An 18,173-nucleotide genomic window follows, 5' to 3' on the forward strand; every position below is an offset into this window, starting at 1 on the left:
TTCATCTTCACCATCCTCTTATGCCTGCACCAAGGGGCGGCCCTGGTTCTTCATGTACTGTTCGCGGATGGCCTTGAGAGACCAATAGGCCAGTGCGCCAACCAGACCCGTCGGGTTGTAGCCCATGTTGTAGGGGAACGTGCTCGCGCCCATGACGAACAGGTTGGGCACATCCCAGCTTTGCAGATAGCGGTTGAGCACGCTGTCTTGCGGACTGGTGCCCATGATGGTTCCGCCGGTCAAATGAGTACTTTGATAGACACGAGTATCCCAGTGCGAGCCGGGCTTGCGCACGCTGACCACGTACTTCTCCGGATTCATGGCCTTGGCGACTTTTTCGACCTGACTGCCGACATAGTCGAGCATCTTGTACTCGTTGTCGTGCCAATCGAAGGTCATGCGCAGCAGCGGCAGGCCGTGCGAATCCTTGTAGGTCGGGTCCAGCGACATGTAGGCGTCGCGGTACGGCATTACCGAACCAGACATGCCGATGTTGAATGAACGCTGATAGGCGTCTGCCATGCCCGCTTTCCAGCCCGAGCCCCACGTGGGCGAGCCTGGCAGGGGCGATGCCTGCTTGATGGGCCGGCCACCGGTAGTGGCTTGGCGGACAACGGCGCCGCCGATAAAGCCCAGTGGTGCATGATCGAATTGATCGGCATTCAGGTCATCAAAAGCCCAGGCACTGGCGCCTGCGCCTTCGAAGGGATTGAAGTAGTTCCCCTTGGGCATGATGATGCGGATGCCGCCATTCATTTGATAGGCGAGGTTCTTGCCCACGACGCCCTCGCCCGTTGCCGGGTCGTAGGGAGTACCGATACCCGAGAGCAACATCAAGCGCGTGTTGTGTGTCTGGAACGCACACAGAATGACCAGATCGGCGGGCTGTTCGACTTCGCGGCCTTGTGCATCAACATAGGTGACGCCGGTGGCCATCTTGCCGGATTTGTCTACGTTAACCTTGGTCACGTAGGCATTCGTGCGCAATTCGAAATTGGATTTTTTTAACAGTACCGGCAGGATCGTTGTCTGTGGCGATGCCTTCGAGTACATGAAGCAGCCGTAGTTTTCGCAGAAGCCGCAGAAATTACAGGGGCCCAGGCGCACGCCGTACGGATTGGTGTAGGGACCGGATGCGTTGGAGGCCGGTGCGGCAAAGGGGTGGTAACCGACGTCGCGCGCGGCTTTTTCAAAAAGCGACTGCGCGTAGGTCTGTTGCAGCGGCGGCAGCGGAAATTCGTCCGTGCGCGCGCCTTCCAGCGGATTGCCGCTTTCCTGGATCTTGCCGTTGATGTTGCCGGCTTTGCCCGAAGTGCCGCAGACTTTTTCGAAGAAGTCGTAGTGAGGTTCCAGGTCTTCGTAAGTGACGCCGTGGTCTTGCAGCGTCATGTCTTTCGGGATGAAGTCCTTACCGTAGCGCTCTTCGGTGCGAGTGCGCAGGACGAGTTCTTCCGGCAGGTTGCGATAGTGCATGCCGTTCCAATGGAAGCCTGCGCCGCCTACGCCATTGCCCAACAGAAACGAGCCGTGTTGGCGATACGGCACTGCGGTTTCGCCGAGGCTGTGGCGGATGGTCACGGTCTCCTTGGACAGATCCTGGAACAGCTTGCCGCGCACTGAATACGCCAGTTCGTCCAAGACTTTCGGATACTCCGCATCATTGGGCGTGTCTTGCATGGGGCCGCGTTCCAGAGCCAGCACTTTCAGGCCGTCATTGGTGAGCTCTTGGCCCATGATGGCGCCAGTCCAGCCGAAACCGACCAGCACCACGTCAACTTTTTCTTTTTTGATGGATGCCATGGTGTTAAGCCTTTTCGCCAGAGATAGAAACCGGGCCGTACGGATACTTCACATTGCCCTGGGCAGGCCAGTCCATGAATTCGCCGCGTGCGCCGGGGAAGCCGATCATCTTCCAGCCCACCATGCCTTTGTTGCCACCATACTGAGGATCGGCGAAAAAGCCCTCCTTGGTATTGGCCCACAAGAAACTGAAGAAAGTCTTGGCGGGGACTTTCTCAAATTTGATCTTGCCGGTTTCCAGGTCTTTGAGGACTTGTTCCTGCGCGGTTTTATCCAGACTGGCGTAGGCTTTGCCGAATTGTTTTTGGCAATACTCGTTACAGGACGCGATGCCGTGACGGTACATATCGCGTGGCGGCACATTCAACTGGTAGCCATAGGTGGGGTCCACATCGGGATGAAACGGGCCTTGCATGTACCAGAGCTTGCCGTGACCGAATGGGGTCTCCATCTGGCGGTCGATGAACTCGGGTACCCCTGCCGCAATTGCACCGGGGCCGAGATCATCTGCCGGGATCAGGTGATCCACTGCGGCGTTGATGAACGCCCACTCGTCTTGAGTGAAATAGGTGGGGCTGTATGCCTTTTTAGCTGAGCCGCTTTCGGCTTCGCTGGCCTGTGCCGTTTGCGTGACGGCGACGCTGCTGGCTAACGTGGACGCGGGAACAAGCGCAATAGCCTGCTGCAGGAATCGTCTGCGAGGCCGGATTTCTTCTGTCATTGAGACTCTCCGATGTTTACGTCAGCTGTCTCGATCAGGCGGAGAACATGCATTGTTGAAAACACGGCTACGAGCTTGAGACAGCATCAGGAATGGCAAGTGACCATTTCCTCTTTTGGCAATAGAGGACACTGATTTTTTTATTATGCGCCCTCACTGCAACTTTAAATTGCAATCCTGAGTCGATTGCTGGGATTTCAGGACTTCGTAAAGTTATGTCTGTAAAGTCGGAAAAACCCGATGTTGTATGGCGTTTTCTTTACCGTGAATCCCGGCTATGACGCCGCAGGTTTGGACTGATTTCCAACCGTTCCACTGAGCTGCCGCAATGTCAGCGTAATATTCCGGCTGGACACATCTACCAAGTCCTTTTCGGATGGATTGCTACTGATATGCGTCGCTTCTCGTTCTTACTCGACGGCAGGCGTTGGCGTCGGCTGATGCGCGTTTTTTGGAGCGGTGTACTCCTTATAACCGTGGCGGGGTGCGCCATTCAGGGTGTTAAACCCACACCGCGTAGTACCAGCGACGTAAACGCTGATCTTCTACGAATGCTGCCGGCTCAAGTATCGGACCGGGAAGGGTGGGCACGGGATATCGCCGTTTCCTTTACCGCGCAAGGACTTGATGCGAGCCAAGAAAATCTGTGCGCCGTCGTGGCGGTGACGGCCCAAGAATCCACGTTTCAGGCGGACCCCGCCGTGCCGGATCTGCCCAATATCGCCAAGCGGGAAATCGAGCGCCGTACGCAAGCCATGCATCTGCCCGATTTTCTGGTCAACGCGGCGTTAGGGCTGAAGTCGCCAACGGGAAAAACGTACAAACAGCGGCTCGATACGGTACGCACCGAAAAGCAACTGAGCGAAATTTTTGACGATTTCATTGGCATGGTTCCGATGGGCCGCCAACTGTTTGGCGGTCTGAACCCCGTGCACACGGGTGGGCCCATGCAGGTAAGCATCGAGTTTGCGCAGACGCATGCACAGGATTACCCCTACACCGTTGACGACTCAATTCGACGCGAGGTATTTACCCGGCGTGGGGGAATGTATTTCGGAATCGCCCATCTGTTGGGATACCCCGCGCATTACGACTCGGTGCTGTACCGCTTTGCGGATTTCAATGCGGGATGGTATGCCAGCCGGAACGCTGCTTTCCAAGCGGCGGTGAGCCGATTGTCGGGAATTGACCTGGCGTTGGATGGGGATCTTTTGATACGCGGCGCCATTGATCCGAGCCAAACCGAACGTGCGGTACGCGCGATCAGACGTCAGCTGGATATCAACGAAACCCGGATTCGCCCCGAGCTCGAAAAAGGCGATAGCTTGGAATTCGAAGAAACTGCTCTCTATGAGCGGGTTTTCGAGATGGCAGATCGGGATGCCGGCAAACCCCTGCCGCGCGCGGTGTTGCCGGGCATCAAGTTGGAAAGCCCAAAAATCACTCGAAACTTGACCACCGCGTGGTTTGCCAATCGCGTTTACGAGCGCTGGCAGCAATGTATGTCTCGCGTCGCACCTAATTCGTAAAGAGACGAGAAAACATCGGGTATAAAGAGGGTGTCGGCCGGGGGCAGGCCGATGACGCCTTTAATCCGAATGCCAAACAAAGTGAGTGCTCTCAGGTGGAACGATGACACATGCACTAGCGTTAGCCGATTTTGGCAGTTTTTTTGCTGGCGGCCGGCCGGTGAAAATCGAGGGAGAGTCCTCGCGCACCGTGGCTTTTACGCGCACGGCATCGTTGCCATACGATCCCAACGGACACTACCATTTCGAACAGGCTTATGTGCAGTATTTCATTCCTGCACATCGCACCCAGCCATTGCCGCTAGTGTTGCTTCACGGTGGCGGAATGACGGGCGCCATGTGGGAGAACACGCCCGATGGCAGGCCGGGATGGCTGCAGCATTTTTTGCACCTGGGCCATGCTGTGTACGTCGTGGACAACGTCGAGCGCGGACGCGCGGGATGGGCGCCGTTCGAAAGTGTGTGGTCAGAGTCACCCGTTATTCGTAATGCCGAGGAGAGCTGGTCATTGTTTCGCTTTGGCAGGGCCGAGGATTTTGTGCGTCGCGAGGGTTTCAAGGGGCAGCGATTCCCCTTAGGTGCATTTGATACGTTTATCCAGCATGCAGTACCGCGCTGGATAGGGAATAATGACGCTGCGTTACGTGGTTTGTGCGCCGTGCTTGAGCGAGTCGGGCCGTGCCTGCTGGTCGCGCATAGTCATGGCGGTGAGGTCGCATTTCGTGCGTTAAAAGAGAAACCGGATCTCGTGCGAGGGGTGATCGGTATCGAACCTTCGGGGTTCGCTGAGCCTATCAGGTCCAAGACCGTAGCGGGCAAGCCTATTCTGTTGATGTATGGTGACTATCTCAACGCAACGCCGCTATGGGAGCGTTTGGTGGTTGCCGGTCGCGAATATGCCAACACCCTGCAGAGCAAGGGCGGCGACATAGAGACTTGGTGGTTGGCCGAGATGGGGATTCACGGTAATTCGCATATGTTGATGATGGATGACAACAATGGCGAGTTGGCGCGGCGGGTTTCCCAGTGGGTGCTGGCGCGGTTTTCATTTTGACCAGGCTTCGTGGCGCAAAGCCAATCTCTTACCGTAGTGGTGACACGTCAGAGCGCAGCCGCAGGCGCAATAGCCAGAGGGCTCAGCTCATCGGCCTGGCTGGCATAGATCGATAGCGCGGTGTGTCCGTTCCACCAGTACACGCGTGCCACGGGAACGAGACGCGCGATCTCCACTGCCTGTGCAAGTTCGCTTTCGATATAGTGGGTGTGATAACCCGCCATAATGGCTTGTGCCTTGTGCTGTGCAGTCTGTTCGGGGCGATGCTGAGCCTCGTCCCGCATGGCGAGCGGGCCGTGAAAACCATGGCGGTCCAGCCATCCTTGGGTGCGTGCCCGATCTTTTTCGGGACGTCCTGTGATGATAGGGAGCTGCCGTAAATCCCGTCCCGGCAGGATCGCGCTGGGCGCAAGCGCGTCGCGTTGCGATAGTGCGCCCGCGAGATCGGATTCGTACACATGGGCGGGAACGTCTGGCAATAAGATGCCATCGAGATCGATAGCCCAGGACGCATAGGTGTCAGTGGCTCGATCAGGCAGGTTGCCGGTGGCGTCATAGGCGGGCGTGATGGATTCGCGTTCCCAGGGAAACCAGGCACGAAAACCGTCGGGGACCTTGAAACCAAAATCTGGCCGTATCCGCGACTGATCGTCGTGGGCGAGCGTGAATACATGCAGTTTGTATCCGGCGCTCGACAGAAAATCGATGCTGTCCGAAAGTGTGGTGCCACGTCCGGCGATATCCTCGATCAGCAGCACGTGGGCACCGGCGGGGGGAATCTGCGACGTGAACCAGGATACCCTGCGGGCGCGACGATCGTACGACAGCGCATGCATGGGCAGATCCAACGCCGTGCTGGCCACGAGTGCAGGAGCCAAGCCGCCTCGTGCGATCGCCACGATCGCGTCAAAGGGCATGTTGCGCCATTGCGGGAGATACGCGGCGACGGCCTGTTCGACACGGGCGTAGTCGTAGGGAAACACGGCAGGAGAAATGGACATGGCAGATCAGGCGACAAAGAAGCGCGTGGAAATTTTGCCACAAACCTGAACGGGGAGGTACTGTGCAGCACGCTGCGCCCTGATTCAGGCGGGGCATACCACCCAGTGCTCGCATGGACGCCACGTCCCCGGGGGGCTCTGCCAGTTCAAATCAATGCCTGGCGGGCCGCCTGCAGACGGTGCAGCGTGATTTTCCGAACCTCGGCTTTGCTGATCTCGATGTGGGATTTCAACATGCGTATGGCTTCATCGGTTCTACGCGCGAGGATGGCTCGCAGGATGGCGCCGTGTTCCTGGTAGGTGGCGTCGACGCGATAGTCTTTGGTGAAATCCAGTTGGCGAATGATGCGGATTTTTTCCGTGACGTCGCGATGGATGCTGGCCATTTCCGGGTTGCCGGCCGCGGCCACCAAAGAACAATGAAAGGCTTCGTCCCGTTCGGCGACCTGTTTGCCGCTACGCAAGCGTTCATCGGGAGGCACCAGCCAGAACTGCTTGAGTGCGGAAAGCTCACCATTACTGTCCATATCTTGCAGTCCGCACAGACGCGTGACGGCGGCTTGCTCAAGCACGATGCGCACATCGTATAGCGCTTCGAAGCGTTCGAAATCAAAGGGATGTACGCGCCAACCGCTGCGTTGACGCAGCAGGACGAAGCCTTCGCGTTCGAGCCGGTAAAGCGCCTGCCGTACGGGGGTGCGGCTGACGCCGAGGCGTGCAACCAGATCGCTCTCGGTGAACTCGTCGCCGGGCAACAGGCGGAATTCGAAGAGATCGCGCTTGATGAGTTCGTAGGCCTGTCCGGCGAGCGTGATACCCGAGGTGCCGGCGGCAGGAGCGTTGGGGAGTGTGGTCAGGCTCAATCGCATATCAAGACGCCGCATACTGTATTTCACCGCCGGCTTGATTGCCGTCGTCTGCTGCGATGGCCGGGACGGCCTCGGTATCAATGACCACCAGCATATCCCCGCTATCGACGGGTTTGCCTTGCGTGCAACATATGGCTGTGACGGTGCCATTGAAAGCGGCCTTGATAGACAACTCCATTTTCATCGCTTCTACAATGACGAGTGTGTCGCCTGCTTCGACGTATTGACCCAGACTGACAGGGATCTTCCACACGTTACCGCACAGATCGGCCGAGACGGCGCGTTCCGTATCAGATAGCGTCAGAGCCGTGTCGTCCGTGACCTCATGCTCTATGGTGACGGACTCTTCTGATTGCCAGAGTGCGATTTCAGACTCAAATGCTGCCTGCTGTGTTGTTTTAAAGGCTTCGATGTCCGCCGCGTGTTCGGCCAGAAAGCGCTGGTGTGCGGCGAAATCGAATTCTTCTTCGTCGATGCGCAGTGTGGCGCGGCCCTCGCGGAAGTCCTCGCGAAGCACAGTTAGCTCGTCCTCAGAAACGGGGTAAAAGCGGACTTGATCGAAGAATCGCAACAGCCACGGCTCGCCATTTTGGAACACGGGGTTCTTTAGAAATTTGTTCCAGATGGGCAGGGTGCGCCCGACGAGTTGATATCCTCCAGGGGAATCCATGCCATAGATGCACATGTACACACCACCGATGCCTACGGTGCCTTCCGCGGTAAAGGTACGGGCCGGGTTGTATTTTGACGTTAATAGACGGTGCCGCGGATCGATGGGTACTGCGCAGGGAGCCCCGAGGTAGACATCGCCCAAACCCAGGATGAGGTAGCTCGCGTCGAATACGATACGGCGTACTTCTTCGCGTGAGTCGAGCCCGTTGATACGTTGAATAAAGTCCACATTGTTCGGTAACCAAGGTGCATTGGCGCGTACCGTTTCTTGGTAGCGCTGTACGGCGCTCAACGTGGCGCTGTCCTCGAAAGCCATCGGGAGGTATACCACCCGTGTCGGGATCTTCAGGGTAGAGACATCGGGCAGCGTGCCTTCGAGTTGCAGCAGGCGATCGATGAGTGCCTTTTGGCTGATCAGGTGGCTGTCGTACTGAATCTGCAGCGAACGCACGCCTGGCGAAAACTCCAGAATCCCTGTGACGGGTGTCTCGGTGAGGGCTTGCATCAGCAGATGCACGCGCATACGCAACGCCAGGTCCAGAACGTTGTCGCCGTATTCCAGCAAGAGGTAACTGTCGCCAGCTTGCCGATACGTGATGAGCGGTCGCGAGTCGCTCGCGGGTAATCGAATCAGGACGGGTGACAGATCAGTCGCCGATCCTGGTGAGGACAAGGATGTCGACGCAGTCGCTTGTGGAGGGACTGCGGATGGCAGTGTTGACCCACCGCTTTCGCTGGCGGGCGAGGCGGGGGCGTGTGCGCTCGATGCGAGCGTTGCAATTGCGGTTTCTTGATGCGCCTGCAGTCTCAGGGCATCGTCGATCGTCAACGGAGTAAAGCGAATGCGATCACCCGGACGGACCTGACCGACTTTCCATAACTCGGCTTTGGCAATGGTCACAGGGCACACGAACCCTCCCAGGCTCGGACCATCCCGAGTCAGGATCACGGGACTGTCTCCGGTGAAGTTGATGCTGCCAATCGCATATTCGCAATCGTGAATGTTGGAAGGATGCAAGCCGGCTTCGCCACCGTCTTGGCGAGTCCAGCTGGGTTTCGGACCCAGCAGGCGCACACCGAGCCGGTTGGAGTTGTAGTGCACCTCCCAATCGGCAGCAAAAAACTCCGCTACGGAGTCCGAGGTAAAGAAATCCGGGGCGCCGTGCGGACCGATCAGCACGCCGATCTGCCATTGCGTTGGATAGTCGGGTATCAGGGCAGGATCAAGCGCCGAGGGCGCTGCGGTGGGAGCGGGTGTCAGGCTGGCGGGCAGTTCGGGTTGCGCAATGGGCAACATATCACCTACGCGCAGGCAACGCCCCGCGTGACCGCCAAACTGGCCCAAGGCAAATGTGGAGCGGCTACCCAGATAACATGGCACATCCAAACCATTGCGGATAGCCAGATAGCTGCGGCAACCAGAAAGCGCACGGCCCGTCACGAGAACCTGGCCTTGACGTACGTGCAGCGGCTGCCACATGGCGACAGGCTGCTCATCGAGCCATGCATCCATCTTTGCGCCGGTCAGCGCGATGACCGTATCGGTGTGAAACTTCAGGCTTGGGCCGATCAGTGTGCATTCCAGGCCCGCCGCCTCGGGAGCATTGCCGACGATGCGGTTGGCCAACTGGAATGCGTAGTCGTCCATCGGGCCAGAAGGGGGCACCCCGATATTCCAATAGCCCACCCGCCCAGGATAATCCTGGACGCTGGTATAGGTGCCGGCCTCCAGAATTTCAATGGCGGTGGGCCGGAAATCAAAGTTCTCTAAGAACCGCGTCGAGAGCGCACCCGCCTCAAAACGTGGGTCTGCTGCGATCTGGCGCAGGAACTCCAGATTCGTGGCGATGCCGTGCAGCTGCGTATTCGCGAGTGCATTACGCAGTTTTTTCAGAGCATCGCTACGATTCGACCCATGCACGATCAGCTTGGCCAGCATGGGATCATAGAAAGACGCCACCTCGGTACCTGTTTCTACCCAGCCGTCCACGCGCGCTTCGTCCGGAAACGCCACATGCGTCAGTACCCCTGGTGACGGTTGGAAATCGCGAACAGGGTCCTCGGCGTAGAGGCGCACCTCAATCGCGGCGCCTGAGGGAGGACGGTGCAAGGCAGCCCAATCCAGTACATCTCCAGCCGCGACGCGCAGCATGCATTCGATCAGGTCCAGGCCCGTGACGGCCTCGGTGACGGGGTGCTCGACCTGCAGGCGAGTGTTGACCTCCAGAAAATAGAATGCATCACGTGCACTGTCGTAAATGAATTCGACCGTACCTGCGGATCGATAGGATACCGATTCGCCCAACATGACGGCAGCACGCAGCAGGGCCTCTCGCGTAGCCTTGGGCAGGCCGGGCGCAGGCGTTTCTTCGATGACCTTTTGGTTGCGGCGTTGGATGGAGCAGTCACGTTCGCCGAGGGCGACGACCTTGCCCAGGCCATCCCCGAAGATCTGGACTTCGATGTGGCGTGCTTGATCGACGTAGCGTTCCAGAAAGGCGCCGCTATCGCGAAAGAAAGTCTGTCCCTGGTGCTGTACCGCACTATAGGCGGCGGCCAACTCGTCTGCGTTGGCGCAGCGCGACAGGCCGATACCTCCACCGCCGGCGGTACTCTTCAGCATGACGGGATAACCGATATGCTCGGCCTTGGCCAAGGCTTCGGCGACATCACTGAGCAGACCCGTGCCAGGCGTCATCGGGACGCGGGCGGCAGCGGCGAGTTCGCGCGCGCGGTGTTTCAATCCGAACTCGCGCAATTGCTCTGCAGTCGGGCCGATGAATGCGATGCCGACGGTGTCACATGCCTCGGCAAACTCTGCGCTCTCGGAAAGGAACCCATAGCCAGGAAAGACGGCTTGTGCGCCCGTAGTTCGTGCTGCTTCCAGAATACGATCGATACGTAGATAACTATCGGAAGCCTTGTCTCCGCCTAGCGCAACGGCGACGTCGGCATCACGGACATGTGCCGCATTGCGATCCGCATCAGAGTAAACGGCGACGCTTTTGATGCCCAAACGCTTCAGTGTGCGGATGGCCCGCACGGCGATCTCGCCGCGGTTGGCAATGAGTACAGTATGGAACATATTGGTTTTCCCCTTGGAGTACTGCCGAGCGATGGGCTTTTTTTCAACCGGACACTGCCGCGATGCGAGTTTTATTGCGTGGCGGCGCTTTTCAGATGATCGAGATAAGCGCGCCAACCTCCGAACTCGGTGATATCGCGCGCACCGGCGATACCGCATGGCTCGCAGATAAATCCTTTGACGAGACGTCCGTCTGCGAGCTCTAGCGTGCCAATGCCTAGCGGTGCAGGGATTTCGGCTACGAACTCCCCAAATGCCGCGTGTGATAGTTCCCAGATCTCCAGGGCAATGGAGGCGCCATCGCTGACGCGAGCCATGCCGGGTTTGGGCGGCGTGCTGTTGGCCAGTGCATAGAGGCGATATGTTGGCGCGCTGTGCGTGGCCTCGACAAATCGCGCATTACGTGAGGTCAGCTGATGATTCAGCGGCATGCCACGCAGATGTGCGCCGACCACAGCCACCGTTACTGTCTGAGACGGCGCGGCAGGTGCCGTGGCTGCAACTGGCGCGTCGTGCGATTTCAACCGTCCAGTTGCGCCCAGCGTGCCAGACTGCGTATGTTCCCAGCGACGGCCCAGCTCGGCGAGTATGCGATCCTGCCATGCCAGTCCGATCAATGTGATGCCGCATGGCAGGCCATCTGCGCGTAGTCCAGCGGGGACTGCCAACGCGGACAGATCTGCCAGATTTGTGAAGTTGGTATAGGTCCCCAACCGTGTGTTCAGCGCAATCGGATCTTCGCGCAGTTGTGCGATGGTATAGATGGACGGAGCAGTGGGTACGGCTAATGCGTCGAAGCCGGACAAGGTTTGCTGAATAATGCGCGTCAATGAGGCCCGTCGGTATTCGGCTTCGAACGTGTCGACTGCGCTGTAATGTGTGGCCTGTTCAATAATGCTGCGTACCACGGGTTCGATCTCGCCTGGCGCTCGTTCGTATAGTTCGCGTACGGCGGCGTAGCGCTCGGCGACCCAGGGGCCTTGGTATAGCAGGTCGGCCAGTTCCCGAAAGGCGGAATAGTCGACAGGTTCCAGTGTGGCGCCCATGTCACGTAGCACCTGCAACGCATCTTCATAAGCAGTCTGCGCTTGGGCATCACCGTAGAACTCGAGTTGTGCGGGTATGGCGAGGCGTGGTTGGCGTGCCAAATGCGTAGGCATGGCCGGCGCGGGACGCGAGTACGGATCCAAGGCATCGTAGCCGCCAGCGATGGTCGCGATGCTGTCCGCGTCGTCCACGGTCAGAGCGAAGATCGACACGCAGTCCAGCGTGCGGCATGCAGGTACGACACCGCGCGTGCTGAACCACCCTTTAGTGGGCTTGAGGCCAACGATATTGTTAAAGCCGGCCGGAATACGGCCGGACCCTGCGGTGTCAGTGCCCAGCGAGAACACCGCCAGACCACGCGCGACGACGCTGGCCGAGCCTGAACTGGAGCCGCCGCTGACATAGGCCGCATCAAACGTGTTGGGCACCGCGCCATGTGGCGAGCGTGTGCCGACAAGTCCTGTCGCAAATTGATCGAGGTTTGTTTTGCCGATCAGAATGGCGCCGGCTGCGCGCAATCGCCGCACGATCTCGGCGTCTTCCGAGGCAGTGTAGGCGTAGGCGGGGCAAGCGGCAGTGGTGGGCCAACTTGCAGCATCGATGTTGTCTTTGATGGCGAACGGCACGCCATACAGAGGCAAGCGTGCTAACTCTCCGTTGACTGCCGCCAATCGCTGTGCGAGCGCATCCAGCTGACTATTCAGTCGTGCGTTGTCGGCGCAGCAAATCCAGGCCGGGTCGGTTGAATCAAGATCGGTGATGAGCTTGCCCAGCAAGTCAGCGGGCTGAGCGCCATGTACGCGATAGGCGGCTTGCCATTCGGCCAGTGTCCGGCCTCTAGGTTGATCAATGACAGCGTTGGGGTCCATCCCGGAATCCTCGTGGGTATACAAGTACTTCACATCAAGCAATCAACGTGCCAGTTATCGAGAATCGGCTGTAGAGCCAATAATGGCGCGGGTTCTGAGCGATTGAGTTGCTTTAGGTTGGTGGCCGCTAGGAGGATGGACTGGTGCATGACATCGGTGCGAACGCACTCTTATCGAGCATGACTGCACCGTTGTTGCGCATTTTTTATGCGCTCATGCGTTTGGGAATGGGCACTGTCAGGTCGCGATGGCTGCGGTGATCTGCAGGTCATATGGCTCGACAGCCTTATGGCTGCACCGTTTGACTGTCTTTGTGGTTCATCCCCTCATCCAGGTTGGCATAGGAATTGCTTGAGTCTCGAAGCGCATGTTGCCAAGGCGAAAGTGTTCTCTCGGAAATTCGCCGCGAAGCTGACTGCAAGCCGAAGGCGAGGTGTGAGGGTTTTGTTCGTTGCACAGGCAGATTACGCCGGCTTCGCCGGTCTAAAGAAAAGGATCCGAACGATGAAACGCAGACTTGTACTGAAGCAATTGACGGCTGCCAGCGTGTTGGCAATGGCTGGCTGGGTGCCCTCGGTGTTGGCCGCGGACACGATAAAGGTGGGCATTTTGCATTCCCTGTCGGGCACGATGGCGATTTCCGAAACGTCGTTGAAAGACGTGGCCTTGATGGCGATTGAAGAGATCAATGCGCAGGGTGGTGTATTGGGTAAAAAGTTGGAACCCGTGGTGGTCGATCCTGCATCGAACTGGCCGCTCTTTGCGGAAAAGGCGCGTCAATTGCTCACGCAAGACAAAGTCGCCGCCGTGTTTGGGTGCTGGACATCGGTGTCGCGCAAGTCCGTGTTGCCGGTGTTCAAGGAGTTGAACGGCCTGCTGTTTTATCCCGTGCAGTATGAAGGGGAGGAGCTGGAAAAGAACGTGTTCTACACCGGCGCCGCACCCAACCAGCAGGCCATTCCTGCCGTGGAATATCTGATGAGCGAAGATGGCGGCGGTGCCAAGCGCTTCGTGCTGTTGGGCACGGATTACGTCTATCCCCGTACGACCAACAAAATCCTGCGCGCGTTTCTGCATTCAAAAGGCGTGAAGGACGAAGATATCCAAGAGGTCTATACGCCATTCGGGCATTCGGATTATCAAACCATTGTGGCGGATATCAAGCGTTTCTCGACGGGAGGGCGTACCGCCGTGGTATCGACCATCAACGGAGATTCCAACGTCCCGTTCTATAAGGAGCTGGGCAATGCAGGCCTGAAAGCGACTGACGTGCCTGTCGTCGCATTCTCGGTCGGCGAGGAGGAACTGCGTGGTGTCGATACCAAACCGTTGGTGGGGCATCTGGCCGCATGGAATTACTTTGAGTCCATCAAGAATCCGGTCAACGCCAAGTTCATTGAAAAATGGAAGGCCTACGCCAAAGCGAAGAACCTGCCTAATGCCAACACTGTCGTGACCAATGATCCGATGGAGGCCACGTATATCGGCATTCACATGTGGAAGCAGGCGGTGGAGAAGGCCGGAACAATCGATGTTGATCCTGTGATCAACGCCATGGCGGGCCAGACCTTTGATGCGCCAGACGGCTTCAAGATCGAAATGGACAAGACCAATCATCATTTGCACAAACCGGTTTATATCGGCGAGATCAAGGCTGACGGTCAGTTCAATGTCGTGTGGAAGAGTAAAGGTCCGATCCGCGCTCAACCGTGGAGTCCGTACATCCCTGGTAACGAAGGCAAGCAGAACCTGTGAGCCAACGGGGATAAATGATGAGACGCAGCGCGTTTTTTGTACGGTTCCTGCTCGGTCTGGTTCTAGTCTGGATGTCGGGCTCCTGGATGCCGGCCGCCAACGCAACCGGGTTGGATCCGGCGCTGCTCGCGCCCTTGGCAGGCGATGAAACCGCTGCCAAGCTGGAGGCCATCGCCCGTCTTGGCACGGAATCATCGCCGCAGGCTGCTGTGGTGCTTGATGCTTTGGCCAATGATCGGCTGTATGTGACACCCGAGGCGCAGTTATTGGTGGAAACCTCGTCCGGCGCCGTCGATGCGGCAACGGGAGCATCAGTTCCCGCCATGCCGGCGCAGGCCGAGACGGTTTCAGTGAATAACCGCCTGCGACGTGCCATTGCAGCGGCCTTGTCAGCGGCGCGCTTGCATGCGCCAGATCCCGCCCAGCGTCTGGCTGCGGCCCGAGGCCTGCAACGTGGCGCAGATGCAGCGGTCTTGCCCACGTTGGAAAAGGCGCTGGCCGATGAGCAAAACGCAGAGGTGAAAGAGGCCTTGGCAATTGCGCTAGCCGCATTGCATTTGAAGAGCGATACCGCGTCGCTGCGCATTCAAGCTGCCGAGACATTGGGTAATACCGGCAATGCAGCATTCCGCCCGGTACTGCAGGCCTTGTTGCAGCAGGATGCGCAAGGAGCGTATGCGGAACCCGATGCGGGAGTCCGGGCCGCTGCGACAACCGCATTGCATCGTATCGAACGTCATCTTTCGATGCTGGAATGGATCGGGAATCTGTTCTATGGCGTGAGCTTGGGCAGTGTGTTGTTGCTCGCTGCATTGGGGTTGGCGATTACGTTCGGCCTCATGGGCGTTATCAATATGGCCCACGGCGAACTCCTGATGATCGGTGCATACGTCACGTATGCCGTGCAGGCGTTGTTCCGATCCTGGTTTCCGCAATGGCTGGACGCCTATGTGATTGCGGCGATGCCTGTGGCCTTTGTGGTGACAGCGTTGGTCGGGATGGCGCTGGAGCGCACGGTGATACGGTGGTTGTATGGCCGGCCATTGGAGACCTTATTGGCGACGTGGGGCATCAGCCTGATGTTGATGCAAGCTGTTCGTACGCTGTTTGGTGCGCAGAACGTCGAGGTCAGCAATCCGTCTTGGATGAGCGGTGGCGTGACGGTATTGGGTGGTTTGGTGTTGTCCTATAACCGTATTGCCATCATTGTGTTTGCGATCCTGGTTGTGGCGTTTGTCTGGGGATTGTTGAATCACACGCGATTGGGCTTGTTTGTACGGGCCATCACCCAGAATCGCCGCATGGCGGATTGTGTCGGCGTGCCGACAGGGCGCGTGGATATGTTGGCGTTCGGCCTGGGGGCAGGGATCGCAGGGCTGGCCGGTGTTGCCTTGTCTCAGTTGGGGAACGTGGGGCCCGACTTGGGGCGTGGCTATATCGTGGATTCGTTCATGGTGGTGGTGTTGGGCGGCGTGGGCCAATTGGCAGGAACGGTGGTAGCCGCCTTGGGGCTTGGGGCCGTCACGAAGTTTCTCGAGCCTTATTCTGGAGCCGTCATGGCCAAGATCGTGATCTTGGTGCTGATCGTGCTGTTCGTGCAAAAACGTCCGCAAGGCCTGTTTGCACCGCGAGGCAGGAGCGTAGATTGAGTAGTCACTTCACTGAACCACGCTGGGGCGCACCATGACTCCTGAATCGGAGCAAAGAATGAGTTCAGCAAACCCGAGAGCCGGCGAGTTATACACGGCCGCGTTGCGCCGGCCGTTGTTCAGCCCTAAGGCGTGGATCGCGTTGGCGATGGTCACTGCGATGCTGGCGTTATTGCCACTGCTAAATCTGATGTTTCCTGCCGGACATACCTTGCATGTTTCGGCTTACGCCGTGGCACTGCTCGGAAAGTTCATGTGCTATGCCTTGGCCGCGTTGGCATTGGATCTGGTGTGGGGCTATGCCGGGATTCTTTCATTAGGTCATGGCCTGTTCTTCGCACTAGGTGGTTATGCGCATGGCATGTATTTGATGCGCGCCATTGGTCAGGATGGCGTGTATCAAAGCAACGTGCCGGACTTTATGGTGTTCCTGAACTGGAAGGATTACCCCTGGTACTGGGCTTTTACCGAGCATTTCTGGTACGCCATGCTGTTGGTGGTGCTGGTGCCGGGCGGACTCGCATTTCTGTTCGGCTATTTCGCGTTTCGTTCGCGTATCAAGGGCGTTTATTTTTCCATCATCACCCAGGCGCTGACCTTTGCGGCCATGTTGCTGTTCTTTCGCAACGATACGGGGTTTGGCGGGAATAACGGTTTTACTGACTTCAAACGGATTCTCGGTTTCGATATCACGGCGCCGGGTACGCGTGCCACCTTGTATTGGGTGACGTTGGCGGTGCTGTTCGGCGCGTTGATATTGGCGCGCGCCGTGACGCAATCCAAATTGGGCAGGGTGCTGACGGCGGTGCGCGATGCGGAAAGCCGTGTACGGTTCATTGGTTATGAGCCGCTGGGCTTCAAGCTGTTTGTCTGGACGTTGTCGGCTGTGATGTGCGGGATCGCGGGTGCGTTGTATGTGCCGCAGGTGGGCATCATCAACCCTGGAGAAATGTCGACCGAGAACTCGATCGAGATGGTGATCTGGGTGGCAACGGGAGGACGCGGCACGTTGATCGGCCCGATCATCGGGGCCGGCACGGTCAATGGCTTGAAGACCTGGTTTACCAGTGTATTTCCGGAGTTCTGGCTGTATGCCTTGGGATTGATCTTTGTGCTGGTGACGCTGTTCTTGCCGCAGGGGATCGTAGGGTTGGCGCGTCGTTGGATGACACGCCGTCAGGAGCGTGTGATATGAGTGCTGAGTGGCGGGCATTACATCAGGTCGATGCCGAGGATCCGAATGATGACGGAGGCCCTAGCGGACAGCCCTCGTATGGGCGAGTCAACCCGGCAGGGGTCGATACCACGCACGGTGCGATCTTGTATCTGGATGGGATCACGGTCAGCTTTGATGGGTTCAAGGCATTGAACGATCTGACATTGGATATCGGCGTGGGAGAGCTACGATGCATCATCGGCCCTAATGGCGCCGGCAAGACCACCATGATGGACGTCATCACGGGCAAGACACGTCCGACTGCCGGATCTGCTTTTTTTGGCCAGAATATCGATCTGACGACGCTGAACGAAGCGCAGATCGCCCATGCAGGTATCGGACGCAAGTTTCAGCGACCCACGGTTTTCGAGCAGCACACCGTCCTGGAGAATCTCGAACTGGCGATGAAAACGGACAAGCGCGTACGGCCGACTTTATTTTCGCGGTTGACGTCAGAGCAAGCCGATCGTATCGCGCAGACCTTGGCTTTGATTCGGTTGACGGGCGAGGTATATCGCGTGGCCGGCCTGTTGTCACATGGACAAAAGCAGTGGCTGGAGATCGGTATGTTATTGATGCAAGAGCCCCAACTACTGCTGCTGGATGAACCGGTCGCCGGCATGACCGACGCTGAAACCGAACGCACAGGAGAGTTGCTGCATGAATTGCGCGGCCATCATTCTTTGATGGTTGTTGAACACGATATGGACTTTGTCTCGCAGATCGCCGATGGGGGCAAAGTGACCGTGCTGCATGAGGGGGCAGTGTTGGCTGAAGGAACGATGGCACAGGTACAAGCGGATGCGCGGGTTATTGAAGTGTATCTGGGGCGCTGATCCCTCGCGGGCTTTGCTCCTCTATTGCCATTGCTGAATGCGTCGCGGGTTTTTCGCAGGAATCCCAGAA

12 protein-coding genes are annotated in these 18,173 nt (G+C 58.0%); 6 read left to right on the top strand and 6 right to left on the bottom strand.

Going from position 1 to position 18,173, the window contains the following annotated elements:
• Positions 1-18: 18 nt before the first annotated feature.
• Together ACNA0J_RS01045 and ACNA0J_RS01050 are read right to left on the bottom strand one after the other, a co-directional pair.
• Complete coding sequence (locus ACNA0J_RS01045; protein ID WP_415815529.1) at positions 19-1,800, bottom strand: GMC family oxidoreductase; 1,782 nt, start codon at positions 1,798-1,800, stop codon at positions 19-21.
• 4 nt (positions 1,801-1,804) lie between these two features.
• Positions 1,805-2,521 carry a gluconate 2-dehydrogenase subunit 3 family protein gene (locus ACNA0J_RS01050; RefSeq protein ID WP_415815531.1) on the bottom strand — a complete coding sequence of 239 codons (717 nt, stop codon included), beginning with the start codon at positions 2,519-2,521 and terminating at the stop codon, positions 1,805-1,807.
• 551 nt (positions 2,522-3,072) lie between these two features.
• Between ACNA0J_RS01050 and ACNA0J_RS01055 the strand changes: the two genes are divergently transcribed.
• Both ACNA0J_RS01055 and ACNA0J_RS01060 read left to right on the top strand, forming a co-directional pair.
• On the top strand, positions 3,073-4,050 hold the full coding sequence (locus ACNA0J_RS01055) for a DUF1615 domain-containing protein (protein WP_415815533.1): 978 nt from the start codon (positions 3,073-3,075) through the stop codon (positions 4,048-4,050).
• Positions 4,051-4,153: 103 nt separating this feature from the next.
• Entirely contained in the window at positions 4,154-5,104 is a 951-nt protein-coding gene (locus ACNA0J_RS01060; protein ID WP_415815535.1) for an alpha/beta hydrolase, read from the top strand.
• A 47-nt stretch (positions 5,105-5,151) separates the two neighbouring features.
• Here ACNA0J_RS01060 and ACNA0J_RS01065 read toward each other — a convergent pair whose 3' ends face one another.
• From ACNA0J_RS01065 to atzF, 4 genes are all read right to left on the bottom strand, one after another.
• Positions 5,152-6,105, bottom strand: coding sequence for a phosphoribosyltransferase (locus ACNA0J_RS01065; RefSeq protein ID WP_415815537.1), 954 nt, complete (start codon positions 6,103-6,105; stop codon positions 5,152-5,154).
• Between the two features lie 146 nt (positions 6,106-6,251).
• Positions 6,252-6,989: a GntR family transcriptional regulator gene (locus ACNA0J_RS01070; protein ID WP_415815539.1), complete on the bottom strand. Its 738-nt coding sequence runs from the start codon at positions 6,987-6,989 to the stop codon at positions 6,252-6,254.
• Entirely contained in the window at positions 6,976-10,731 is a 3,756-nt protein-coding gene (uca, locus tag ACNA0J_RS01075; protein WP_415815541.1) for an urea carboxylase, read from the bottom strand. The genes ACNA0J_RS01070 and uca overlap by 14 nt, the downstream gene beginning before the upstream one ends.
• Before the next feature lie 71 nt (positions 10,732-10,802).
• Complete coding sequence (gene atzF / locus ACNA0J_RS01080) at positions 10,803-12,647, bottom strand: allophanate hydrolase (protein WP_415815543.1); 1,845 nt, start codon at positions 12,645-12,647, stop codon at positions 10,803-10,805.
• 504 nt (positions 12,648-13,151) lie between these two features.
• On the opposite strand from atzF, the gene urtA reads away from it, so the two are divergent.
• The 4 genes from urtA (at position 13,152) to urtD (ending at position 18,103) form a co-directional block, all read left to right on the top strand.
• Complete coding sequence (gene urtA / locus ACNA0J_RS01085) at positions 13,152-14,402, top strand: urea ABC transporter substrate-binding protein (protein WP_415815545.1); 1,251 nt, start codon at positions 13,152-13,154, stop codon at positions 14,400-14,402.
• A gap of 71 nt (positions 14,403-14,473) precedes the next feature.
• Positions 14,474-16,051: an urea ABC transporter permease subunit UrtB gene (urtB, locus tag ACNA0J_RS01090; protein WP_415816481.1), complete on the top strand. Its 1,578-nt coding sequence runs from the start codon at positions 14,474-14,476 to the stop codon at positions 16,049-16,051.
• Positions 16,052-16,199: 148 nt separating this feature from the next.
• Positions 16,200-17,246, top strand: a complete 1,047-nt coding sequence (gene urtC / locus ACNA0J_RS01095) for an urea ABC transporter permease subunit UrtC (RefSeq protein WP_415816483.1) — start codon at positions 16,200-16,202, stop codon at positions 17,244-17,246.
• Positions 17,243-18,103: an urea ABC transporter ATP-binding protein UrtD gene (urtD, locus tag ACNA0J_RS01100; RefSeq protein WP_415815547.1), complete on the top strand. Its 861-nt coding sequence runs from the start codon at positions 17,243-17,245 to the stop codon at positions 18,101-18,103. Before urtC ends, urtD begins: the two co-directional genes overlap by 4 nt.
• Positions 18,104-18,173 lie beyond the last annotated feature (70 nt).

Source organism: Bordetella tumbae (assembly GCF_965139195.1).
In the GTDB taxonomy this organism is placed as follows: Bacteria; Pseudomonadota; Gammaproteobacteria; order Burkholderiales; family Burkholderiaceae_B; genus Bordetella_A; species Bordetella_A tumbae.